We start from the raw sequence: 24,097 nt of genomic DNA on the forward strand, positions 1-24,097 counted from the left end.
CCGATCAGCCCGTCAGCCGATCAGCCCGTTGCGGGCGGCCGCCGCGGCGACGGTGCCCCGGAAGGCCGTGAGGCGGTCGCCGCTCAGGGCCACGCCCTTGCCGCCCGTGCTGTTCCACAGGCACCCGAACCAGACGCCGGACGTGGTGAGCAGGGCGTTGCCGGCGTCGGTGATCGTCCGGGCGCTGTACCCGTTGTACTCACCGATGCCGAGGGGCATCGTGGCGAACCCGCGCTGGGTGAGGAACGTCCGCGCGGCGCCGATGCGCGGCGCGGGCTTCGCCGTGCCGGGACTGGTCATGGTGCCGGCCTCGTAGGTGTCGATCCCGAAGAAGTCCCACAGTGCCAGCAGGTCGTCGGGGGCGTACTGGGCGAACGTCGCCACCTGGCGGTCGAGCAGGAAGCCGTTGAGCAGCGGGCCGACCCGGAGCGAGGCTCCGCCGCGCTGGAAGATCGGGACCATCCGCCGGTTGGCGGCGACGAACTGCGCCGGCGTCATGTTGCCGTGCGGCTCGTGCCAGAAGGTCACGGCCGTGGGCTTGCCGAGCGCCGCGAGCTGCGCGGCCGCCTGCGCGGCGACGGTGTCGTACCTCCCGGCGAGCGTGTCGGCGATGGACCCGCCGGCCTTGTAGGAGATGACCGGGAGCTGGCCGGCGGCGTGCGCGTCGCGCACCAGCCGAAGCTGGGAGGTGGGGCCGTCGGCGAGGTCGGCGAAGATGCGGCGGGCGCCGATGCCCGGACCCACCTGCGCGATGCGGGTCGCCCACTGGCGGTCGGGCGAGCTCATCCCGATCAGGGGCCCCGACGGCGGCGGGACCGCCGCGGCATCCGTCCCCGGGTCGGGGACGGCGCTGGCGAGCGGGGCCAGTGCGGAGGAGCCGACGACGCCGGCACCGGTGGCTCCGAGGAGCTGGAGGACATGACGACGAGAGAGGTGTTCCATGAGACCTTCCGGGTCGGCGTGGGCAGGCAGGGCGGTGCGCGAGGGGCACCGAAGGCCACGCCGTTGGGGGGACGAGGGGGGACGAGGGCGACATCCTCGGGTCGGGATGCCGTTGGAGCGCTACCACCGACGGAGCTCCCCCGGGCCGGTGGATGACGTGCGCCAAACCACCGGCAGTCCACCCCACCTCGGACGAGGGGTCAAGTCGCCGGGACCGGTCCGTGGGACGCCCGGGGAGCCGTGCCCGCGCGTCACCAGACGTGACCCTCGAAGGGGCACGCCCGGTGTCACCGACCGGGTGACGCGCAGTGTGACGGACGGTGTCACCGAGCGTGACAGAGGCGTCCGGTGCCGGGTGTCAGAGGCGCTTGCGACGCCGGGCGCGGCGGGTCCGCGCCTTCTGCAGGGTGCCGCGGAACGCCGTCAGGCGGTCGCCGCTGAGCTCCACGCCCTTGCCGCCAGTGGTGTTCCAGAGGCAGCCGAACCAGACGTTGTCGGTGTCCAGCAGGGCGTTGCCGGCCTCGGTGATGGTGGCGGCGGAGTAGCCGTTGTACTCACCGATGCCGATCGGCAGGTCGAAGCCGCGCGAGGCGAGGAACTGCCGCGCGGCCGGGATCCGCGAGGCCGGCTTGACCGAGCCCGGGCTCTCCATCGTGCCCGACTCGTAGGTGTCGAGGCCGAACCAGTCCCACTTCCTCAGCAGCTCGTCAGGGGCGTACTGGGCGAACAGGTCGGCCTGGCGGTCGAGCAGCCAGCCGTTGAGCAGCGGGCCGACCTTCAGCTTGGCGCCACCGCGCTTGAGGATCGGCACCAGGCGCTTGCTCGCCGCGACGTACTCGGCGGGCGTCATGTTGCCGTGCGGCTCGTGCCAGAAGGTCACGGCCGTGTGCTTGCCGAAGGACGCCAGCCGGGCCGCCGCCTCCGCGGCCACGGCGTCGTAGCGCCCGGCGAGGACGTCGGCGACGTCGCCGCCGGCCTTGTAGGAGATGACGGGCAGCTGGCCGGCGGCGTGCGCCTCGCGCACCAGCCGGAGCTGGGAGGTGGGGCCGTCGGCGAGGTCGGCGAAGATGCGGCGGGCGCCGACGCCCGGACCGACCAGCGCGTGGCGCTCGGCCCAGTCCTCGACGGGCGCGCTCATGCCGACCAGGGGCACGCGGAGCTGCTGGATGCTGCGGATGCCGGTGCGTCGGCCGCGGCCGCCCTGGCGGGCGGCGGCCGGCAGCGTGCCGAGCGTGGAGGCGCCGGCGACTCCGGCACCGGTGGCTCCGACGAGCTGGAGGACGTGACGACGGGAGACGTGTTCCATGGGACCTTCCGGGTCGGCGTGGCCGGGGCAGGGCGGTGCACGAGGGGCACCGGGGGCCACGTCGCTGGGGGACGAGGGCGACATCCGCGGGGCGGGATGCCGGCTTGACGCCCCCACCGACCGAGACCCCCGTGCCGGTGGGCGATGCACGCCAAACCTCCGGCAGTCCACCGCACCCCTCGCGAGGCCGTCAAGTCGTCGGGACCCTCCTCGGCGGCCGCCGCGGCCGGTCACCGGCGGTGTCCCGAAGTGGGTGACGACGAGTGTCAACGGGCGTGCCAACGACTGTCCGACACGCGTGACGGGACCGCGGGCCCGGAGGCCCACGGTCCCGTCACGAGCGGGTTCGACGCCCCCGGTCAGGGCACCGTCACGGTGCGGTTCGCGGTGGTCGTGCGCCCCCAGTTGTCGGTCACGGTGAGCGCGATCGTGTACGTGCCGGCGACCGCGTAGGTGTGCGACGCGTTGGCCGTCGTGCTGACCGCCGTGCCGTCACCCCAGTTGTAGGAGTACGACCGGATGCCACCGTCGGAGTCCACCGTGCCCGTGCTGTTGGTGGCGCAGACCAGCGCGGTGCAGCTGGTCGTGAAGGTCACCGTGGGCGGGTTGTTGCCGGCCGGCTCGGACAGCGTGGTCACGCTCCGGGTCACCGCCGTGCTGGAGCGGCCCCACTTGTCGACGACCCGGAGGGTCACCGTGTAGGTCCCGGCGATCGGGAACACGTGCGACTGGCTGGCCGACGTGCCCGTGGTGTCGGGTGTGCCGTCGCCCCACGACCAGACGTAGTTGCGGACGCCGTCACCGGCCGCCGTGTCGGGGTCGCTGCTGCCCGTGGCACTCATCGCGCAGGTCGTGAAGGCGGTGCACGTGCCCGAGGCGATCACCGCGGTCGGCGCGTTGTTGGTCGCCGGCTCCTGGATCGTCACGACCCTGCTCACCGACGCGCTCTTGCCCCAGACGTCGGTGGCGGTGAGCGTCGCCGTGTAGGTGCCGGCCACGTCGTAGGTGCGCGAGGGGTTCGCCGCGGTGCTGGTGGCACCGTCGCCGAAGGTCCACGCGTACCTGATCGTGTCGCCCTGGTTGTCCACCGTGCCGGCACTGTTGAAGCTGCAGGTCGTGAAGGACAGGCAGCTCGAGGTGAACTGCGGCACCGGCGCGGTGTTGTTGGCCGGCTCGTTCAGGCTCACGCTGCGCGTCGTCGAGGCCGCCTTGCCCCAGCCGTCGGTGGTGGTGAGCGTGATCGTGTAGTTGCCGGGCGCTGCGTAGGCGTGTGCCGCCGGCGAGGCACCGGTGCTCACCGGCGTCCCGTCACCCCAGTTCCACGAGTAGGCGATCGTGTCACCGGTGTTGGGGTCGGCCGTGCCCTGGCTGCTGACCGAGCAGGTGGTGCCGAGGCAGCTCTGGACGAACGTGGGGACGGGGGCGCTGTTGCCGGCCGGCTCCGCGATGGTCACGTTCTGCGCCACCGTGGTCGCCGAGACCTGCCACTCGTCCCGGACCGTCAGGGTGACCGGGAAGGTGCCCGGCGCGGTGAAGGTCTTGGTGGGGAGCGGACCGGTCGCCGTGCCCTGGGTGCCGAAGCTCCAGGAGTAGGTCAGCGACGCGGCGTTCTCGTCGGTCGAGCCACGACCGTCGAAGGTGCAGACGTTCTGGTTGCAGGTGTAGGTGAAGCTGGGCACCGGCGGGTTGTTGGCCGGCTGCGTCACCACGATGCCGGTCGCCGTCCGCGGCGGGTTCATCACCTGGTTGTGCACGTCGACCGACTGCACGACGACGCTGTAGGTGCCGGGCGGGATGACCGGCGTCGTGTAGGAGTAGTTCGACCCGGCGCTTCCCGGGCTGTTGAGGAACGCGGTCCGGAAGCTCGGCGTGGTGCTGGTGAACGTTCCGGTCGAGCTCATGTACTGGCCGGAGGCGTTGACGATGCCGACCTGCACGGCGGAGATGCCGGCGAACTGGTCGGGCGCGTCCTCGGCCCGGCCGGTGACGACGATCTTGCCGGCGTCGAAGGTCGTGCCGCTGACCGGCTGGCCCAGCGTCTCCGACAGCGTGGGCAGCCCGTCACCGGGGTAGACCTGCCAGTTGCCGGTCGCGGGGGTCGGGTCCTGCTGGCTGTTGGCGGCGTCGTAGGACGTCGCGGTGAAGCGCCAGTTGCCTCCGGTCGGCAGCGTGATCGGCGGCAGCGACCAGGTGGTGCTCGTGGCGCCCGGGGTGCCGAGGGTGGCCTGCCGGAAGGCGAGCGTGGAGGACATGGTGCCGTTGGCCTGCAGGTAGCGACCGGTGTCACGGTCCTGCAGGGTGACGCGGACGCTGGCGACCCCGAGGTCGTCGGTGGCCGAGCCCTGGAGGTTGACCGTCAGCGACCCGTCGGTGGGCGGCGTGAAGGACATGATGGTGTCGGGGGGCAGGTCGCCCTGGTACTGCGCGTTGAGGGTGAGCGACCCCCGGTTGGTGGTCGACGTGGTGAGGTCCTCGTCGTCGGTGGCCCGCACGGTGAACGTGTACGTGCCGGCCGACAGGTTGAACGGCGTGGTCCAGCTCCAGTTGTAGTTGGACCCGCTGATGTCCACCGGGGAGATCCGGCAGTTGCCGGCGCTGACGATGCCCCAGGTGCAGTCGCTGCCGAGGTTCTCGCCGGTGGAGGTGTTGCGCAGCGAGATCTCGACGTTCTTCAGGCCCGCGTCGTCGGTCGCCGTGCCGGCGAACGTCACCCGGCTGCCGGGCTGGACGCTGACCGCCGGGACCGCGAACGGCGGCGTCATGTCGACGGGCGCGCTGATGGTCACGGTCGGCGCGACGGCCGTGGAGTCGACGTTCCAGTCGCGGGTGGCGCTGCGGAGGTCGGCCTGACCGGTCGTGTCCACCGCGGTGGCGCTGCCGCGCCAGATGCCCTCGTGCGGCAGCGTCACCTCGTAGGTCCAGGTGGCGTTGGTCGCGCCGACGACGTCGGGCTGGCCGCGGAAGGTGTTGTAGATGTCGTCGACCGTGCCGTCGTTCTGGAGGTAGCGGCCCGCCTCGTCGCGGAACCAGTAGGTCAGCGAGTTGACGCCCTTGTCGTCGTTGGCGGTGCCGGTGACGGTGAAGGTGGTGGAGGTCTGAACGCCGCTGGGACCGGTGATGCTGGTGGTCGGCGTCTGGTCGTCGGTGCTGAACGACTCGAACTTCTTGGTGGCCGGGGTCGAGTCGCCGGTGCCGCCGGTGGCGGCGGTGAAGGCCGTGGCCGACACGATCATGTTGCGGTTGACCGTGATGGTCGCCGGGATCGACCAGCTGCGGGTGGTGCCGGTGCCGGACAGCGTGGCGTTCAGGGTGTTGGCGCCGGCCCCGAAGGTGGTGAAGGCGGTGCCGTCGTCCTGGAGGTACTGGCCGGAGTCGCGGTCGCGGATCGAGACCTGGACGCGGCCGACGGTGCCGGTGCTGACGCGTGCCGTGCCGGTGATGGTCGTCGGCACGTTGTTGGCCACCACGCGACCCTCGATCGGGGCGGTGATCGTGGTGTCGGGGAGCGCGGCCGGGAAGGTCTCGCTGTTGAAGTCGTAGAACGCGACCCGGCCGGTGCGGACGCCGCCCTGGAACTGGCCGTCGCCGCCGATGAACAGGCCGCGGGAGGTCGCCTCCATCGCCTTGTTGCCCTCGAAGGAGTTCGAGCCCCCGGTGGGGTTCCACTCCAGCGCGCGCCCGTCGGTCGGGCTGAGCGCCGCGATGTGGTCACGGCGCACCACGGCGTCGCCGAGGCCGTAGCCGGCGAGGCCCTGTCCGGTGCCGTAGCCGACGTTGGTCAGGCCCGGGTAGCAGGGCTCGGCCGTGCAGGAGGTCGGGGACTCGATGAACTGGTAGTGGCCGCCGACGTAGACCGCGTTCTCGGTGATCGCCAGCGAGTAGATCGAGTCGAAGTGGCGCGAGAGCCACAGCTCGTCGACGTCGTCGTTCTGCAGCGAGGTGGCGGTGAGCGGGTAGGCGACCACCGTGTCGCTGATCGGCGGGGCGTCGCCGCCCGAGCCGGAGGAGACGATGAAGTAGGAGTCGTCGGGCGCCACGTCGGCGCAGCAGATGCGGGTCACGCCGCCGACCCGGGCGAGGTTCTCGTCCCAGAGCCGGGTGCGGAAGGGCAGCAGCTGCTTGGACGCGGTGTCGATGATGCCGACGCCGAGACGGTCCTGGCCGGCGATCTGGCGACCGGTGTGGACGACGATCAGCTTGCTGTTGTCGTGGGTCAGCTTGAGCTGCGGGACGCCGAGCTGGCCGTTGACGCCGATGCCGCCCGCGAGGTCGTTGGAGAAGCCGGTGTCGACGGCGCCCGATGCGGCGTTGACCGAGGCGAGACCGGTCTTCAGCACGCCGTTGATGCGGGAGAACCGTCCACCGACGTAGAGCGTGGAGTTCGTGGCGGCCAGCGACTGCACCTGGTTGTTGGTGGAGTTGGTGAAGCCGAAGGTGCTCAGCGGCGCGCCGGTCGTGAGGTTGAGGCTGGCCACCTTCTGCTTGGCCACGCCGTTGACCGTGTTGAACGAGCCGCCGACGAACAGCTTGGTGCCGTCCGGGCTGGCCTCGACCGCCGCGACGCCGCCGTTGAAGGTCGGGCGGAACTGCGCGTCCACGAGGCCGGTCTGGTAGTTGTAGCTGGCCAGGCCCGCCTGCTGGTAGGTCGTGGTGTTGCCGGTCGCGTTGTTCTGGATCGAGGTGAAGTTGCCGGCGATGAACACCCGGTTCAGCTGCGGCACGACCTCGATGTCCCAGATCTCGCCGGTGCTGATCCGCGGGGTGTTGGCGCGCGGCGTGCTCGGCACCAGACGGGTGTGACCCGGGCGGGGCTGGTCGCCCGCTCCCCCGGTGCCGCCACCGACGGTGACGTTGACGGTGCGGGTCGTCGTGGCGCTCAGGCCCTGGTTGTCGGTCACGGTGAGGGTGATCGTCTTGCTGCCGCTGGTGGCGTAGGTGTGCGTCGTCGAGACGCCGGTGCCGGTGGTGCCGTCACCGAAGTTCCACGCGTACGACGCGATCGTGCCCGGCGCGGTGTCGGTCGAGGCCGACGCGTCGACCGTGCAGGTCGCGGTCGGGCACGCGGTCGTGAAGGACGCCACGGGCGCGACGTTGGGGTCGGCCGACTGGTCGGCCTGGAGGACCACCGTCCACATCGTCGCCTTCGAGCTCGACACGGCGCTGGTGGCGGTGCGGGCCGGGCTGGCGCCCACGCCCACGGGGGCGTTCTGGTCGGAGGCGACGGCGGAGATCCGCCCGGCGCCGACGCCCGACACGATCGAGCGCTGGGTCTGCCCGGCGGGCAGCGTCCAGCCGTTGGTCTCCTGGCCGAACTTGTCGGCCCAGTAGGACACCACGTAGGAGCCCGCGGTCGCCACGGCAGCGCCGGGGGTGGCGTGCGCGGACTTCGCGGGGTTGACCTCGGCCGCGGACGCGAAGGCCGCGACCGGGTCGGCGGCGGTGCCGTCGTAGGCGAGCAGCGTCATCGAGCTCTTCGCGGTCTGCGACAGGGTGACCGCGGCGTTGCGCCCGGCGTCACCGGTCTCGGCGACCTTGCTGTAGAGCGTGGTCTCGGTGTCGACGTTCGACAGGCGCGTGCCCTCGAGCGTCCAGCCGGCCGGCGGGGTGAGGGTGACGTCGGTGTTCGTGGTGACGAACAGCAGCATCCCGTCGGTCGCCTGCACCGTCGCGGGGATCGTCACCCGCGCGGTCGTCTGGTTCCAGGCCGCCTGGGTCGCGGCGCGGAAGGTGATGGTGTCCGCCGCCGCGGAGGGCGTCGCCGCGGCTACCACTCCCAGGAGGGCAGCCACCAGCGCCCCCACCGACGACAGCGCGACACTGCGTCGTGTGCGCCCCACGTGATTCTGCCGCCTAGCCGTCATGCCGCACTCCTCGAAGAGCCGTGTCGTTCCGGGGCCCGCACACGGCAACGCAGTGTCGACGCGGACAGGTGTCGATCGGCAACGTAGGCAGGGACGGTGGCCGTGGACCGACCCTCCGCGGCTTATCACCCAGATCAGGTAACGAGGACGACCTGACGCGACCGTGGCTCGCCTCCCCCATGTGTGGGACATCGCTCCCGCACGCCCCCGGCTCCCGCCGCGTCCGGATCGGATGGCACCGCAGCACCGCGTCCGGACGGTGCCGACCGCGCCAGCGCGGACAGGAGGTGGTCCCCGTGCAGGACGTCGTGCTGACGACCTTCCTCGCCGTCGTGGCGGCAGGGTTCGTCGTCGGGGTGGTGGTCGGGCTGACCGGCATGGGCGGCGGCGCGCTGATGACGCCGGCCCTGATCTTCCTCGGCGTCGGTGACGCCGCCACCGTGGTCACCGCCGACCTCACCGCCGCAGCGGTCTACAAGTCCGGCGGTGCGATCGTCCACAAGCGGGAGGGCTCCCCCGACCTGCGCCTGGCCGGCTGGCTGGTGGTGGGCTCGGTCCCGATGGCGCTGCTCGGGCCGCACCTGATCAGCTGGCTGTCCCCGCCGGGCGACCTCGACCACGTGCTCAAGATGTGCATCGGCTTCGCCCTGCTCTTCGCCGCCCTGACCTACGCGCTGCGGCTGTGGGTCAACCTGGCCCGGATGCGGCGCGGCGTCACCACCGAGGAGCGACCGACCATCCGACCGGTGCCCACGCTCCTGGTCGGCGCGCTCGGCGGCCTGCTGGTCGGCATCACCAGCGTCGGCTCCGGCTCGGTGATCATGATCGCGCTGCTCATGCTCTACCCCGGCCTGTCCGCCGTCCGGCTGGTCGGCACCGACCTCGTCCAGGCCGTGCCGCTGGTCCTCGCGGCCGCGATCTCCAACATCGCCCTGCACGGTCTCGACCTCGCGCTGACCATCCCGCTCGTGCTCGGCTCGGTGCCGGGCACGATCCTGGGCAGCCTCGCGGCGCCCCGCGTGCCGCAGTCGATCGTGCGCCGCGGCATCGTGGTCGTGCTGACGATGTCGGGGGTGGCGCTGCTCGACAAGGCGGGCTGGGCGCCGCTGGGCGCCGGCGACGACGACGTGCACCCGGTGCTCGTCGCGGTCGTGGGGCTGGTGATGGTCGCCGCCGTGCCGCTCGTGTGGGGCATCGTGCGCCACACCGCGGGGCTGCCGGTCTTCGGGCCGCTCGCCCCCGAGCAGGTCGAGGACCCGGCCTACCGTCCGGGCGGCTGGCGGGCCCGTCCGACCCCCTCGTCCAGCCACTTACCCAAAGGTGGCTAGACCCCTGCACGACCCCGCCGTCCGGGCGCTCGAGCCGTTCGAATGGTGCCCGGGGTGGTCCGGCGACGGACCTGCCGTGTGGCTCTCGGCCCCTTCCCGCACCTCCAGGAGGACCCCGTGTTCCGTCGGCTGACCGCCCTCGTCTCCGCCCTCGTCTCCGTCGTCGCGCTCGCGCTGCCGCTGGCCGTGCTCACCACCGCGCTGACCGCCGGCTCCGCCGCGGCCGCGCCGCCGGCGGCCAACCGGATGCCCGGCGACGTCCCCAGCAAGAAGACGCCGTGGGTGCTCGACGGCGAGGTCTCCAAGATCGTCCAGGTCGGCAACACGATGATCGCGGGCGGCCTGTTCACCCAGGTCGCGGACCCGATGAACGGCACGCCGTACGCGCGACAGAACCTCTTCGCCTTCGACGCCACCACCGGGCTGGTCAGCCAGACCTTCAACCCCACGGTCGACGGCCAGGTCCAGCAGCTGATGCCCGGCCCCACGCCCGACACCGTCTACGTCGCCGGCGACTTCACCAAGATCAACGGCAAGGGCCCCAACCACATCCAGCTCCTCAACGTGAACACCGGCCAGGCGGTGACCTCCTTCAAGGCCCCGTCCACCAACGGCGGCATCGAGACGATGGAGCTGCTGCCGAACAACCGGCTCCTCATCGGCGGCTTCTTCACCAGGGTCGGCGGGGTGGCCCACGGCCAGCTCGGGACGCTCAACGCCACCACCGGCGCCCTCGACCCCTTCCTCGACCTGACCGTCGCCGGCAACCACAACAACTCCGGCACCGGGGCCCAGGCGCCCGTCGGCATCCGGGAGTCCGCGATCAGCGCGGCCGGTGACCGGGTGGTCGTGGTCGGCAACTTCCGCACCGTCGGTGGTCTCGCCCGCGACCAGATCGTGATGCTCGACCTCACCGGCCCGACGGCGACCGTGTCGCCCGACTGGTACACCACCCGCTACACCCCGATCTGCTCCCCGCGGGCCTTCGACAGCTACATGCGCGACGTCGAGATGTCGCCCGACGGGTCCTTCTTCGTGGTCGCGACCACGGGTGGCCCGGTCTCCGGCACCCTGTGCGACACCGCGGCGCGCTTCGAGACCTACGCGGTCGGCACCGCGCTGCAGCCGACCTGGGTCACCAACTCCGGCGGCGACACCCTGTGGGGCGTCGAGGTCACCCGCTCCGCGGTCTACGTCGGCGGCCACAACCGCTGGATGAACAACCCCAACGGGTCCGACCGCGCCGCTCAGGGCGCCGTGCCGCGACCCGGGCTGTCGGCGCTCGACCCGCAGACCGGCATCCCGCTGAAGTGGAACCCCGGGCGCAACCCCCGTGGCGAGGCGGCCTACGAGATCTACGAGACCGACGCCGGCGTCTGGGTGGTGAGCGACACCGACTGGATCGGCAACCGCCGCTACCAGCGCCCGCGGATCGCCTTCTTCCCCTACTCCGAGGGCTACGACACGGCCTCGACCGCCTCCGGCTCCCTGCCCGGCAACGTCTACGTCGGCGCACCGGTCGCGGGCTCCAACGTCCTCTACCGCGTCAACGCCGGCGGCGCCGCCATCGCGTCGACCGACAACGGACCGGACTGGGCGGCCGACAACGGCACCACCAGCACGTTCCACAACACCGGCAGCACCACCGCCACCTGGAGCGCGCTGGCCTCGACCAGCCTGGTCAACGTGCCCGCCTCCACCCCGCTCGGCATCTGGACGCAGGAGCGCAACGACCCCGCCGGCGGCAACGAGATGCAGTGGACCTTCCCGGTCCCGGCCGGCGCGAGCACCCAGGTCCGGCTCTACTTCGCCAGCCGCTCGATCCTCACCCGGCGCTTCAACGTCCTCATCGACGGCGTCACCAAGCTGTCGAGCTACGACCCCAACGTCGACCCGGGCGTCAACCGCGGCACGATGAAGTCGTTCGACATCACCAGCGACGGCACGGTCAACATCGACTTCACCCACACCCTCTTCGGCAACCCCGAGATCAACGCGATCGAGATCGTCGACACCTCGGCACCCTCCAACGCGAACCTCGCCAAGGTGGTCGCCTTCGACGGCACCTCGGTCACCTCGCAGGCCAACGTCAGCACCGGCACGTTCGACTGGACCACCGTGCGCAACGCCGTGATGGTCGGCCGCACGCTGTTCTACGGGCAGACCGACGGGATGCTCTACCGGCGCTCCTTCGACGGCACCTCGTTCGGTGCCCCCACCGCGGTCAACCCCTACCTCGACCCGCTGTGGAGCACGGTCGAGACCGGCAGCGGCCCGGTCGGGCAGACCTACGCCGGCGTGCTGCCCACCTGGTACTCCCAGCTCAGCACCGTGACCGGCATGTTCTACTCCGAGGGCCGGATCTACTACACGCGCAGCGGTCAGGCCTCGCTCTTCTGGCGAGCGTTCAACCCCGACGCCGGCATCATCGGCGGCATCGAGAACACCGTGACCGGCGGCAACATCGCCTGGGCGTCGACCCGCGGGATGTTCCTCGACGGCAGCACCCTCTACGTCGTCAACGCCACCAACGGCCAGCTGCTCAAGATCGGCTTCACCGGCGGCGCGCCGACCGGCACCTCGTCGGTCGCCGACACCACCGTCGACTGGCGCGGCCGCGCGGTGTTCCTCGCCTCCGTGCTGCCCAACACCGCACCCACCGCGGCCTTCACCTCGAGCTGCACCGGCATCTCGTGCAGCTTCGACGCCTCCGGGTCGAGCGACGGCGACGGCACGGTGTCGGCCTACGAGTGGACCTTCAGCGACGGTGACGAGGCCGGCGGCCCGGCCCCGCAGAAGGACTTCGCCGAGTCCGGGACCTACGACGTCACCCTCACCGTGACCGACGACGGCGGGCTGTCGAGCAGCACCACGCAGCAGGTGGTGGTGGTCAAGCCCAACGCGGCCCCGACCGCCGACTTCACCATGACGTGCGCCTTCCTCGCCTGTGACCTCGACGCCACGGCCTCCAGCGACAGCGACGGCACGATCACCGGCTTCGACTGGGACTTCGGCGACGGGACCGACGGGTCGGGCGCCACGACGAGCCACACCTACGGCTCCCCCGGCACCTACACCGCCACCCTCGTCGTCACCGACGACGACGGCGCGACCGACGACGCGTCGACCGTGAGGGTCGTGGTCGGGGCGCCCTCGGCCAGCACCGTGTCCTACGTCGGCGGCGCCACCAACCAGGGCAACGTCTCCACGCCCAACGTCACGACGCCGTCGACCGTCTCGGCGGGCGACCGGCTGGTGATGGCGCTGACCGTCAACTCCAGCAGCCGGGTCCTCGGCGAGCCCACCGGCATCACCGGGTGGACCGTCCTCGGCACCACCACGTCGGGCAGCATGCAGACCCGCTTCTACAGCAAGGTGGCCGTCGCGGGTGACGCGAGCAGGAGGGTGACCGTCCCGCTCGACGCCGCGGCGAAGTACACCCTGACCGTCGCCGACTACTCCGGCGTCCGCAGCGGCGCGCTGGTGGTGGCCGACCTGGCCGAGACGGTCAACCGGGCCGGCCACGCGACACCGCTGGTCGACGCCCCCGCCGGGGCCTGGGTCGTGTCCTACTGGGCCGACAAGTCCGCCACCACCACCGGCTTCACGCTGCCGGGCTCGGTGACCGGGCGGCACGCGGTCTGCAGCACCGGCAGCGGCCACGTCTGCAGCTCGTTCGCCGACTCCGGCGGCGCGGTCCCGACCGGGCAGTACGGCGGCCTGGTCGCGACGGCCGACACGGCCAACGCCACCGCGACCACGTGGTCGGTCGTGCTGCGCACGGTCGAGCCCAACCAGGCGCCGGCGGCGGCCTTCACCTCCTCGTGCACCAGCACCGCCTGCGACTTCGACGCCTCCGGCTCGACCGACGCCGACGGGTCCGTCGTGTCCTGGGCGTGGGACTTCGGTGACGGGGCCACCGCCACCGGCCGCACCCCGAGCCACGACTTCGTGACCTCCGGGACGCGCCAGGTGACCCTCACCGTCACCGACGACGAGGGAGCGAGCGGGTCGGTCGTCGTGCCGGTCCAGGTGACCCGGACCAACGCACCGCCGACGGCGGCGTTCACCACGACCTGCCGCTACCTGGTGTGCACCTTCGACGCCAGCGGCTCGGGCGACAGCGACGGCACCGTGGCGTCGTACGCCTGGGACTTCGGCGACGGTACGTCCGACACGACGACGTCCGCCACGACGACCCACACCTACACCGACGCCGGGTCCTACACGCCCGGGCTGACGGTCACCGACAACGACGCCGGCACCGGGTCGACGACGCGCACCGTCTCGCCGGTGGCGATCCGGCCGATCGCGCTGGTCGGCAGCAACGCCAACCAGGGCAACGTCTCCACGCCCAACGTGGTGGTCCCGGCCGGCACGTCGGCGGGCGACCGGATGGTCCTGGTGCTGTCGCTCAACGACGCCACCCGCGTCCCGGGCGACCCGAGCAGCGGCGTGACCGGCTGGACGCTGGCCGACACCGCGACCTCGGGGACCATGAAGACCTTCGTGTGGACCCGCGCGGCCGCGGCCGGCGACGGGGGCCGGACGGTGCGGTTCGCGATGGACGCGGCCGCGAAGTACACCCTCACCGTGGCCTCCTACAGCGGCGACCTGCTGGCCCCGCAGGTGGTGCCGAGCGCGGAGACGGTCGTCCGGGCCGGCCACACGGCCCCGACGGTGCAGGCCGGCGCCGGTGACTGGGCGGTCTCCTACTGGGCCGACAAGTCGTCGGCCACCACCGGCTTCACCCTGCCGGGCGGCGTCACCGCGCGGCAGGCGATCTGCGGGAGCAACGCCGGCCGCGTGTGCAGCGTGCTGGCCGACTCCGGCGGCCCGCTGGCCGAGGGGCCCTACGGACCGCTGACCGCGACGGCCGACAGCGCGTCCGGGAGCGCGACGGCCTGGACGATCCTGCTCCGGCTGGACCGCTGAGATGACCACCAGGAGGGTCGCGACCGCCGTGCACCGCCGCACCGGTGCCGGGCGGCCGCGGCCCTCCTGGCGCTCGGGCTGCTCGCCGCCGCTCCCGCGGCTCCGGCCGCTCCTGCCCCGGCGGCCCTCGCGCCGGCGGGGGTGCCCTGGACCTGGGGCGGCAACGGCTTCGGGCAGCTCGGGGACGGCACGACCGCCGCACGTCCGACCCCGGGTCCGGTCGTCGGGCTCGACGACGTCGTCGACGTCCACGGCGGCCGCGAGCACGTCGCCGCCCTGCGCTCCGACGGGACCGTGTGGACCTGGGGCAGCAACCAGCAGGGGCAGCTCGGCACCGGCGGCACGGCGAACCTGCCCTCCCCGACGCGGGTGCCCGGTCTCACCGGCGCGAGCGCCGTCGAGACCGGCCACAACCACTCGCTGGCGCTCCTCGCCACCGGCACCGTCCGCACGTGGGGCCTCAACGCCGACGGCCAGCTCGGCGACGGCACCACCACGCTGCGCCGCAGCCCGGTCACGGTGAGCGGGCTCGCCGACGCGGTCGCGATCGCGGCAGGTCGCAACATGAGCTACGCCCTGCGCGTGGACGGCACCGTCGTCGCCTGGGGCCGCAACGACGAGGGCCAGCTGGGCGACGGCACCCTGGTGCGCCGCACCACCCCGGTCCGGGTCGGGTCGCTCACCGGGGTCGTCGGCATTGCCGGCGGACGCGACCACGGCCTCGCCCTGCGCGGCGACGGCACGGTCTGGGCGTGGGGCTCCAACGACTACGGCCAGGTCGGCGACGGCACGCTGACCGACCGCACCTCCCCCGTCCAGGTGGCGTCGGGCATCACCCAGGTGATCGCCGGCGCGCACCACTCCTACGCGCTGCGCGCCGACGGCACGGTGCTGGCGTGGGGCCGCAACTACCGCGCCAACCTCGGCGACGGCACCACCACGAACCGTTCGCGGCCGGTCGCCGTCCGGGCCCTGGCGTCCGTCGTGTCGATCGGCTCGGGCCGCGACACCGGCGTCGCCGTGCTCGCCGACGGACACGTGATGGCGTGGGGCGCCAACGACGTCGGCCAGGTCGGCGACGGCACCACCACCAACCGCTCCACCCCCGTCCTGGTGCCCGGAGTCTCCGGCGCCACGCTCGCGGGCGGAGGCGGCCAGGAGTACGCCGTGGTGCTGGTCTCCCCGACCGGTCCCCCGCCGCCGAGCGACCCGGTCGCGTCGTTCACGTCGTCCTGCCAGGGCCTGTCCTGCAGCTTCGACGCGAGCGGGTCGAGCGACCCCGACGGCGGCGCGCTGGCCTCGCTGGCGTGGTCCTTCGGCGACGGTGCCACCGCTTCCGGCACGTCCGTCTCCCACACCTACGCCGCAGCCGGCAGCCACGACGTGACGCTGACGGTCACCGACGACGAGGGCGCGACGGCCTCGCTGGTCCGGACCGTCACGGTGAGCGAGGAGCCGCCCCCGCCCGTCGGCCCCGCGTGGCGGGCGTCCGCCTCCTCCGACTCCAGCAGCGCGCGCCCGCAGGTGGTCGTGCCGCCGACCGTCCAGGCCACCGACCGGCTGGTGCTGGTGGTGACCACCAACCGGGCCGCCACGCTGACGACCCCGGCGGGCTGGACCCTCGTCTCGACCGTGTCCGACGGCACCGACCTGCGGTCCTGGGTGCTGACCCGCACCGCCGGCACCACGCTCCCGGGGACCACCCTCACCCTGACCCTCGACGCCACCTCGAAGACGAGCCTGGCGCTCCTGGCCTACGCCGGGGCGGGTGCGCCCACCGCGGTCGGACGGGCCGAGCCCGCGTTCACCGCGACCCACAGCGCTCCGGCCGCGCCCGTGGCGCTGGCGGGGTCGCGGGTGCTGCGCCACTACGCGGACAAGACCGGCACGGCGCACGGGTGGACGCTGCCGGCGGCGTTGACGCCGCGGGTGTCCACGACGGGAAGCGGCACCGGCCTGCTGACGTCCGTCGCCGGCGACCAGGGAGACGTACCGGCCGGGACTGTGCCGGCGCTGTCGGCCACCTCCGCGCTCGCGTCGGGCCGCGCGCTCGCGTGGACGATCGTGCTTCCCCCCGCCTGACCGGGCCCCTTCCTCGCGCTGGAACCCGCCGACCTCCCCCCTTCCTCGCGCTGGACGTCAGGAGTTGAAGCGCTGCTGGGTCTTCTCGAGGCCCTCGCTGATCAGCGTCTCGATCGCGTCGGCGGCGTCGGAGACCTGGAACGGCAGCTCCTTGCGCTCCACGGTCGAGTAGTTCGACAGGACGAAGTCGGCGACGTCCTGGCGGCCGGGCGGGCGACCGATGCCGGCGCGCACCCGGTAGAAGTCACCGGTCCCGAACGACGAGCGCATCGACCGCAGGCCGTTGTGGCCGTTGTCGCCGCCTCCGAGCTTGATCCGCAGCGTGCCGAAGGCGATGTCCAGCTCGTCGTGGATGGCGACGACGTGGTCGGGAGCGACCTTGTAGAAGGTCGCGAGCGCCTTGATCGGGCCGCCGACGTCGTTCATGTACGCCCGCGGCCGGGCGAGCACCACGCGCGGACCGCTGATGGACAGCCGCCCCTCGACGACGTCGGCGCGCCCGGACTTGTGGGAGCGGAACGGGCTGCCCATCCGCGAGGCCAGCTCGTCGTTGACCAGGTAGCCGATGTTGTGGCGGTGCCCGGCGTAGGACGGGCCCGGGTTGCCGAGGCCGACCACCAGCCACGCGCCGCTCTGCTCGGGGTCCTGCTGCTGGGTCACGTCGTCATCCTTCCATCGTCGAGCGGGCACTTCCTCGCGCTGAAATGCGCTGACCGGGCAGTTCCTCGCGTTGCAGCGCGAGGAACTGCCCGGTCGATGCTTCCCAGCGCGAGGAATCGCCCGGTCAGCGTGACGGGGTCACTCGGAGTCGGAGCCCTCGGCGTCCTGGGCGGCGTCCTCGGCCTTGGCCTCCTCCTGGGCCTCCGCGATCTCCTCGTCGGAGGGGTCGTGCTCGATGCCGGCCTCGGCCTCGGCCTCGGCGAGCTCGGCCTCGAGCTCCTCGGCGGAGATCTGCTCGGTCACGTTGACGACCAGCAGGTCCTCGTCCGCGAGCAGCGTGACGCCCGAGGGCAGCTCGATGTCCTTGGCCAGGACCTGGGTGCCGACCTCGGCGCCCTCGACGGAGACCTCGAAGGCCTCGGGGATGTGGGTGGCCTCGGCCTCGACGGAGAGGACGGCGTTCTCGGTGACGACCAGGGTGTCCGGGCCGGCCTCGCCGATGACGTGCACGGGGACGTCGACGGTGACCTTCTCGCCACGCTTGACCGACACGAAGTCGATGTGCTCGATGACGCGGCGGATCGGGTCGACCTGCACGTCCTTGGTGAGCGCGAGCTGCTCGGAGCCGTCGATCTGCAGGGCGAGGAGGGCGTTCGCGCCGCCGTGCTTGAGGGCCATCATGGTCTGGTGGCCGGGCAGGATGACGTGGGTCGGCTCGTTGCCGTGGCCGTAGACGACCGCGGGGATCTTGTCCTCGCGGCGGATGCGGCGGGCGGCACCCTTGCCGAACTCGGTGCGGGCCTCGGCGGCGATCTTCTCGGGGGCAGACATGGGTCCTCCTGGGCTGTGGCGGGGTGGGTCTTCGGGGTCGTGGTGCCCCGTACGTGGTGGGGCCGGTGCGGCCGGCTCGGCGGGTCCGGAGACGACGAACGCCGCGCTCCGGATCGTGAGCGCGGCGCAGCGGAGCTGGTCCGGCCCTGTCGATCACGGAGTCCTGGTCGTCCGACCGGCTCCCTCGCCGAGGCAACTAGTGAACTCTAGACCCCTCACCGGTGCCCGGTCGAATCCGGGAGGCGGCCGCCGGGGCGGTGCACCTAGGGTGGCCGGGTGCCCCTCCTGCTCCCCGAGGCGCGTGAGCGCGCCCTCCTCGTGACCGACGTCCGCACCGACCTGCACCTCGACCTCACCTCGACCGAGCACTTCACGGTCGAGGCGCGGATCGCCTTCCGGTGCACCGAGCCCGGAGCCTCGACGTTCCTCGAGCTCACCGGCGCGAGCGACGTGACGCTCGACGGCGCGCCGGCGGCGTACGCGGACAACCGGATCGCGCTCACCGACCTCGCCGAGGACAACACGGTCGTCGTGACCGCCCGGATGCCCTACGTCACCGACGGCGACGGGATGACGGTGACGGTCGACCCGGCCGACGGCGAGCGCTACGTGTGCGCGCACACGTCGATGGACATCGCCCAGAAGGTGATCCCCTGCTTCGACCAGCCCGACCTCAAGTCGACCTTCACGGTCCGGGTCACGGCCCCGTCGCACTGGACGGTGCTGGCCAACGGCGCGCTCGAGGGACGCGAGGGCGACACCTGGTCGTTCGCGACCACGCCGCCGTTCTCGTCGTACCTCTTCACCCTCGTCGGCGGCCCGTGGGTGTCCTTCTCCTGGGACGAGCCGTACGCCCCCGCACCGGGCGGCACGCTGCCGTTCGGCTGGCACGCCCGCGCCTCGCAGGAGCGCGAGCTGCGCCGCGACGCCGAGGAGCTCAGGCGGATCACCAGCGCCTGCTTCCAGCACTACACGACGATCTTCGAGCCGGAGTACCCCTACGCCGACTACCAGCAGGTCTTCGCGCCCGGGCTCAACTGGGGCGCGATGGAGTTCCCCGGCTGCGTGGTGTTCCGCGACTCCTACCTCACCCAGGGCGCGCCCACCGAGCTGGAGAAGGAGTGGGTGGCCTCGACGATCGCCCACGAGATGGCCCACATGTGGTTCGGCGACCTGGTGACGATGAAGTGGTGGGAGGACTCGTGGCTCAACGAGTCGTTCGCCGACTTCATGGGCTACGACGTCGCGGGCGTCGCCGCCGGCTACACCGACGCCTGGACCTCCGCCGCGATCACCCGCAAGCCCACCGGCTACCGCGCCGACCGGCGGCGCTCGTCGCACCCGATCGCGGAGGACACCGACAACATCGTCGACGTCGACACCGCCTTCGCGAACTTCGACATGATCACCTACGCCAAGGGCAACGCCGCGCTCGCGCAGCTCGGCCACTGGCTCGGCCAGGGCGACTTCCTCGCCGGCGTCAACCGGCACCTCACCACCCACGCGTTCGGCAACGCCACCCTCGCCGACTTCCTCGACTCGCTCGACTCGGCGACCGACAAGGACGTGCGCGGCTGGGCGCAGGCGTGGCTGCGCACGACCGGCTTCGACACCCTCGCCGTGACCCGCGAGGACGGCGTGCCCGTGCTCGTCCGCGAGGGCTCGCGCTCGCACCGGATCACGGTGTCGGCCTACGACGACGCCATGCGCCTGGTGGGCTCGCGCGACGTGCTGGTCGGCGACGAGCCGGTCCGCCTCGAGGAGTTCACCGGCCGCGTCGTCGTGCCCAACTCCGGCGACGAGACGTTCGCCGTGGTCCGCCCGGACGCGCAGTCGTGGGAGGCGATCACCGCGGGCCTGTCGGCCGTCGAGTCTCACCTGACCCGCGCGATGCTGTGGTGGACCGCCACCGACCTCACCGAGTCGCAGGTCGTGCCGGTCGCCGACCTCGTCGCGCTGGCCGACCGCCACCTGCGCGTCGAGCGGCACCCGCTGGTGCTCGAGGGGGCGCTGCGCGCGCTCCAGCTCGTCGTGCGCCGCTACGACGAGCCGGCGGACGTCGCCGCCCACCTCGCCGTGGTGGCCGACATCGCGAAGGGCGCCGTCGACGGCGGCGACCCGCTCCTCGCGCCGGGTGCGGCCCGCGTGCTGGCCCGGCTCAGCGCCGACCGCGGGTTCCTCGTCGACTGGCTCGCGCAGGACGACGTCGACCCGAGCGTGCGCTGGGCGGCCGTGCACCGGCTCGCCGAGCTCGGCGACCCCTCCCACATCGACCCCGAGGTCCGGCGCGACCCGTCGGTCTCCGGCCACCACGCCTCGCTGTCGGCCCGCGCGGCCGTGCCGACCGCGGAGTCCAAGGCCGAGGTCTGGGAGCGGCTGATGGGCGGCGAGCTCAGCACCCACGAGCTCGACGCCACCGGGGCCGGCTTCTGGGGATGGGAGCAGGCCGACCTGCTGCGCCCGTACCTCTCGCGCTACGTCTCCGACGGCCTCGCGCTCGCCCAGCGGTCGGGCCAGGCGATGGCCGACAGCATCGGCGACGCGTTCCCGCGCCTGCCGCTGCCCGCCGACGTACGCCGTGAGCTGCGCGACGAGGTCGCCGCCGCGCTCGCCACCGGCGAGGTCCCCACGGTCCTCGCGCGGTCGTGGAACGACCACCTCGACGACCTCGACCGGACCCTCTGACGACCGTCAGTGATCCCCGGCTGACCGGCTCTCGCTGAACTTGTCAGGCGTTGCACGGGCCGACAAGTTCAGCGATCCCCGGCTGACCGGGGATCGCTGAAAGAGGCAAACGGCGCCCGCGAATCTCGACGCGCCCGTCGCGGGTTCGCTAGCTCACCCGCGGGGCTTGCTCGATCTCCCGCGTCGCGGCACCGCTGCTCGTACCTCGCAGGGTGCCTACGCGTGACCCTCGAACATCGAGGTCACCGAGCCGTCCTCGAAGACCTCGCGGATCGCGCGGGCGATCAGCGGGGCGATCGAGAGGGTGGTGAGCTTGTCGAACTGCTTGTCGGCCGGCACCGGGAGGGTGTTGGTGACCACGACCTCCATCGCGGAGGAGTTCTTCAGCCGGTCGACCGCCGGGTCGGAGAGGATCGGGTGGGTCGCGGCGATGACCACGCCGGCCGCGCCGTCGGCCATGCAGGCCTCCGCGGCCTTCACGATCGTCCCGCCGGTGTCGACCATGTCGTCGGTGAGGACGCAGATCTTGCCCTTCACGTCGCCGACGACCCGGTTGGCGACGACCTCGTTGGCGACGTCGGTGCGGCGGCTCTTGTGGATGAACGCCAGGGGCGCGCCGCCGAGGCGGGCCGACCAGCGCTCGGCGACCTTGATCCGGCCGGCGTCGGGCGAGACGACGGCGAGCTCCTGGTCGCCGTACTTGGCCTTGACGTAGTCGGTGAGGATCGGCAGCGCCATCAGGTGGTCGACGGGGCCGTTGAAGAAGCCCTGGATCTGGTCGGCGTGCAGGTCGACGGTGATCAGCCGGTCGGCGCCGGCGGTCTTGAACAGGTCGGCCATCAGCCGCGCGGAGATCGGCTCGCGCCCGCGGTGCTTCTTGTCCTGGCGGCCGTAGCCGTAGAACGGCATGACCACGGTGATCCGCTTCGCCGAGGCGCGCTTGAGCGCGTCGACCATGATCAGGTGCTCCATGATCCACTCGTTGATCGGAGCGGTGTGGCTCTGGATCACGAAGGCGTCGCACCCCCGGACCGACTCCTCGTAGCGGACGTAGAGCTCACCGTTGGCGAACTCGTAGGCGCTCTGCGGCACCAGGCCGGTCTCGAGGAGGTCGGCGACCTCCCGGGAGAGATCGGGGTGCGCCCGACCACTGAAGACCATCAGGTTCTTTTCGGTGGTCCGCTTCATTCCGGTCACGCGACGCGACTCCTCGCTGTGTGGTCAGCCTCGGGGGTGGCTCGTTCGGAGGTGCTGCACTGGATTGTTCACCACGAAGGGTGGTCCGCCCAACCCCGGGGTCACGCGGGGTTCACTCCCCGTGGGCCGCCTCACGTCCACCGGCCGCCCGCGCCGCTGCCGCCGCCTCGGCCTGCGCCGTCCCGGCCCGCTTCGACTCCGTCCAGCCCTCGAGGTTGCGCTGGGGCCCGCTGCTCACCGCGAGCGCCCCGGCGGGCACGTTCCGGCGTACGACGGTGCCTCCCGCGGTGCCCGCGCCGTCGCCGACCTGCACCGGCGCGACGAACGTGTTGTTGGACCCGGTGCGGGCCTGCCGGCCGATCACGGTGCGGTGCTTGGCCACCCCGTCGTAGTTGGCGAAGATCGTCCCGGCGCCGATGTTGGTGCCCTCACCGATCTCCGCGTCGCCGACGTAGGACAGGTGCGGCACCTTCGCGCCGTCGCCGATGTCGGAGTTCTTGGTCTCGACGAAGGTGCCGATCTTGCCGCCGGCGCCGAGCCGCGTGCCGGGGCGCAGGTAGGCGAACGGGCCGACCGTCGCGCCGTCGCCGAGGACGGCGAGCTCGCCGTGGGTGCGGACGACGCGGGCGCCGACGCCGACCTCGCAGTCCTTGAGCGTGGTGTCGGGCCCGACGACGGCGTCCTCGCGGACGACGGTGGCACCGAGCAGTTGCGTGCCGGGGAGGATCGTGACGTCGGGCTCGAGCACCACGTCGGCCTCGATCCAGGTGGTGGCGGGGTCCATGACCGTGACGCCGTCCCTCATCCAGCGGGTCACGATCCGGCGGTTCATCTCACGACCGAGCTCGGCCAGCTGGGCGCGGTCGTTGGCACCCTCGGTCTGCGCGACGTCGTCCACGAGGTGCGCGCCGACGGTCAGCCCGTCCTCGCGGGCCAGGCCGACGGCGTCGGTGAGGTAGTACTCGCCCTTGGCGTTGTCGTTGGTGATCCGCGGCAGCGCGGACACGAGGAAGGCGGCGTCGAAGGCGAGGATGCCGGAGTTGATCTCGTCGATCTCGCGCTGCTCGGGGGTCGCCTCCTTCTCCTCCACGATGCCCTCGACGTCGCCCTCGTGGTTGCGCAGGATGCGGCCGTAGCCGAACGGGTTGGCCACCTTGCCGGTGAGGATGCTGACCGCGCGCTGGGCGGCCTCGTGCTCCTCGGCGAAGGCGCGCAGCGAGTCTCCCTCCAGCATCGGGGTGTCGCCGGCCGCGACGATCACGGTGCCGGTGGTGGCGCCGGCGGCCTCCATCGCGATCCGCACCGCGTGGCCGGTGCCCTCCTGGGTCTCCTGGACGGCGAGCACCGCGTCGGGCACCAGCGAGGTGATGTGGGGGCCGACCTGCTCGCGCTGGTGGCCGACGACCGCGACGATGCTCGTGGGCTCGACGGCCTGCACCGCGCGCAGCACGTGGCCGATCATCGAGCGGCCCGCGACCGGGTGCAGCACCTTCATGGTCTTCGACTTCATCCGGGTGCCGCCGCCCGCGGCGAGGACGATGACGGTGAGGTTGTCCATGGCGGGCGAGTCTGCCACCTGCTCGCCCCGCCGGCCGACCTCGGCTGTGGTCTGATGACGGGCGTGAGTGGTCGCACGTACGCCGGGGAGTCGGCCGACGACCGGCTGGCCCGCCGTCGCCGGCAGCTGCTCGACGCCGGGCTGGAGCTCTTCGGGACGGCCGGCTACCGCGCGACCACCGTGCGGCAGCTGTGCCGGGCGGCGCGGGTGAGCGACCGCTACTTCTACGAGCACTTCGACTCCACCGAGGACCTGCTGCTCGCGGTCTACGCCACGTGCACCGACCGGCTCGAGCGGGCCGCGACCGCCGCCCTCGAGGAGGCCTCCGACGAGGTCGCCGACCTCGCGCGCCGCGGGCTGGGCGCGTTCCTCGGGGTCGTCGAGGGCGACCCACGCCTGACCCGCGTGGTGTGGTTCGAGGTGCTCGGCGTGAGCCCGCGGGTCGAGGCGGCCTACCTCGCCCGGATGCAGGCCTTCGGGCACCTCATGGTCGACGTCGCCTCCGGGCGCGACGGGGTCGCCGCGCTGCCCGCGGTGACCCGCGACCTCCTGGCCAGCACGGCCGTCGGGGCGGTCAGCCACACGGTGGTGACGTGGACCAGCGCGGGCTGCACCCCGGCCCGCGAGGAGGTCGCGGCGACGCTCGCGCGCTTCCTCGCCGGCGCCGCCACCGCCCTGGTCGACCCGGCCCGGCCGACGTGACGTGGGTCAC

12 protein-coding genes are annotated in these 24,097 nt (G+C 72.5%); 5 read left to right on the forward strand and 7 right to left on the reverse strand.

Annotated elements, in window-relative coordinates; all coding sequences use genetic code 11:
* Positions 1-12: 12 nt before the first annotated feature.
* From LN652_RS08955 to LN652_RS08965, 3 genes are all read right to left on the reverse strand, one after another.
* Positions 13-942 (reverse strand): hypothetical protein, encoded by a 930-nt coding sequence (locus LN652_RS08955; protein ID WP_230444318.1) that lies wholly within the window; start codon positions 940-942, stop codon positions 13-15.
* A gap of 358 nt (positions 943-1,300) precedes the next feature.
* Complete coding sequence (locus tag LN652_RS08960) at positions 1,301-2,248, reverse strand: hypothetical protein (protein WP_230444319.1); 948 nt, start codon at positions 2,246-2,248, stop codon at positions 1,301-1,303.
* A gap of 359 nt (positions 2,249-2,607) precedes the next feature.
* Entirely contained in the window at positions 2,608-8,037 is a 5,430-nt protein-coding gene (locus LN652_RS08965; protein WP_230444320.1) for a PKD domain-containing protein, read from the reverse strand.
* Positions 8,038-8,405: 368 nt separating this feature from the next.
* On the opposite strand from LN652_RS08965, the gene LN652_RS08970 reads away from it, so the two are divergent.
* The 3 genes from LN652_RS08970 to LN652_RS08980 all read left to right on the forward strand — a co-directional run bounded on the left by LN652_RS08970 (position 8,406) and on the right by LN652_RS08980 (position 16,454).
* The gene (locus LN652_RS08970; protein WP_230444321.1) at positions 8,406-9,437 is read left to right on the forward strand and encodes a sulfite exporter TauE/SafE family protein; all 1,032 of its coding nucleotides are present in this window, start codon (positions 8,406-8,408) and stop codon (positions 9,435-9,437) included.
* A gap of 117 nt (positions 9,438-9,554) precedes the next feature.
* Positions 9,555-14,372 carry a PKD domain-containing protein gene (locus LN652_RS08975; protein WP_230444322.1) on the forward strand — a complete coding sequence of 1,606 codons (4,818 nt, stop codon included), beginning with the start codon at positions 9,555-9,557 and terminating at the stop codon, positions 14,370-14,372.
* 141 nt (positions 14,373-14,513) lie between these two features.
* Entirely contained in the window at positions 14,514-16,454 is a 1,941-nt protein-coding gene (locus LN652_RS08980; RefSeq protein WP_230444323.1) for an RCC1 domain-containing protein, read from the forward strand.
* A 57-nt stretch (positions 16,455-16,511) separates the two neighbouring features.
* On the opposite strand, the gene pth is transcribed toward LN652_RS08980, so the two are convergent.
* Complete coding sequence (gene pth, locus LN652_RS08985) at positions 16,512-17,114, reverse strand: aminoacyl-tRNA hydrolase (RefSeq protein ID WP_230444324.1); 603 nt, start codon at positions 17,112-17,114, stop codon at positions 16,512-16,514.
* 138 nt (positions 17,115-17,252) lie between these two features.
* Positions 17,253-17,945, reverse strand: coding sequence for a 50S ribosomal protein L25/general stress protein Ctc (locus LN652_RS08990; protein ID WP_230444325.1), 693 nt, complete (start codon positions 17,943-17,945; stop codon positions 17,253-17,255).
* A gap of 276 nt (positions 17,946-18,221) precedes the next feature.
* Here LN652_RS08990 and pepN point away from each other — a divergent pair, with 276 nt between their 5' ends.
* On the forward strand, positions 18,222-20,630 hold the full coding sequence (gene pepN / locus LN652_RS08995) for an aminopeptidase N (protein ID WP_230444326.1): 2,409 nt from the start codon (positions 18,222-18,224) through the stop codon (positions 20,628-20,630).
* A gap of 216 nt (positions 20,631-20,846) precedes the next feature.
* On the opposite strand, the gene LN652_RS09000 is transcribed toward pepN, so the two are convergent.
* Both LN652_RS09000 and glmU read right to left on the reverse strand, forming a co-directional pair.
* On the reverse strand, positions 20,847-21,818 hold the full coding sequence (locus tag LN652_RS09000; protein ID WP_230444327.1) for a ribose-phosphate diphosphokinase: 972 nt from the start codon (positions 21,816-21,818) through the stop codon (positions 20,847-20,849).
* 121 nt (positions 21,819-21,939) lie between these two features.
* On the reverse strand, positions 21,940-23,385 hold the full coding sequence (gene glmU, locus LN652_RS09005; RefSeq protein ID WP_230444328.1) for a bifunctional UDP-N-acetylglucosamine diphosphorylase/glucosamine-1-phosphate N-acetyltransferase GlmU: 1,446 nt from the start codon (positions 23,383-23,385) through the stop codon (positions 21,940-21,942).
* A 63-nt stretch (positions 23,386-23,448) separates the two neighbouring features.
* On the opposite strand from glmU, the gene LN652_RS09010 reads away from it, so the two are divergent.
* On the forward strand, positions 23,449-24,087 hold the full coding sequence (locus LN652_RS09010) for a TetR/AcrR family transcriptional regulator (RefSeq protein ID WP_230444329.1): 639 nt from the start codon (positions 23,449-23,451) through the stop codon (positions 24,085-24,087).
* Positions 24,088-24,097: the final 10 nt, after the last annotated feature.

This window comes from Nocardioides okcheonensis (assembly GCF_020991065.1).
In the GTDB taxonomy this organism is placed as follows: domain Bacteria; phylum Actinomycetota; class Actinomycetes; order Propionibacteriales; family Nocardioidaceae; genus Nocardioides; species Nocardioides okcheonensis.

Coding starts and splice junctions, on each gene's coding strand:
- LN652_RS09000 (WP_230444327.1), bottom strand. CDS start 21,818: ATGAAGCGGACCACCGAAAAGAACCTGATGGTCTTCAGTGGTCGGGCG.
- LN652_RS08960 (WP_230444319.1), bottom strand. CDS start 2,248: ATGGAACACGTCTCCCGTCGTCACGTCCTCCAGCTCGTCGGAGCCACC.
- glmU (WP_230444328.1), bottom strand. CDS start 23,385: ATGGACAACCTCACCGTCATCGTCCTCGCCGCGGGCGGCGGCACCCGG.
- LN652_RS08955 (WP_230444318.1), bottom strand. CDS start 942: ATGGAACACCTCTCTCGTCGTCATGTCCTCCAGCTCCTCGGAGCCACC.
- LN652_RS08990 (WP_230444325.1), bottom strand. CDS start 17,945: ATGTCTGCCCCCGAGAAGATCGCCGCCGAGGCCCGCACCGAGTTCGGC.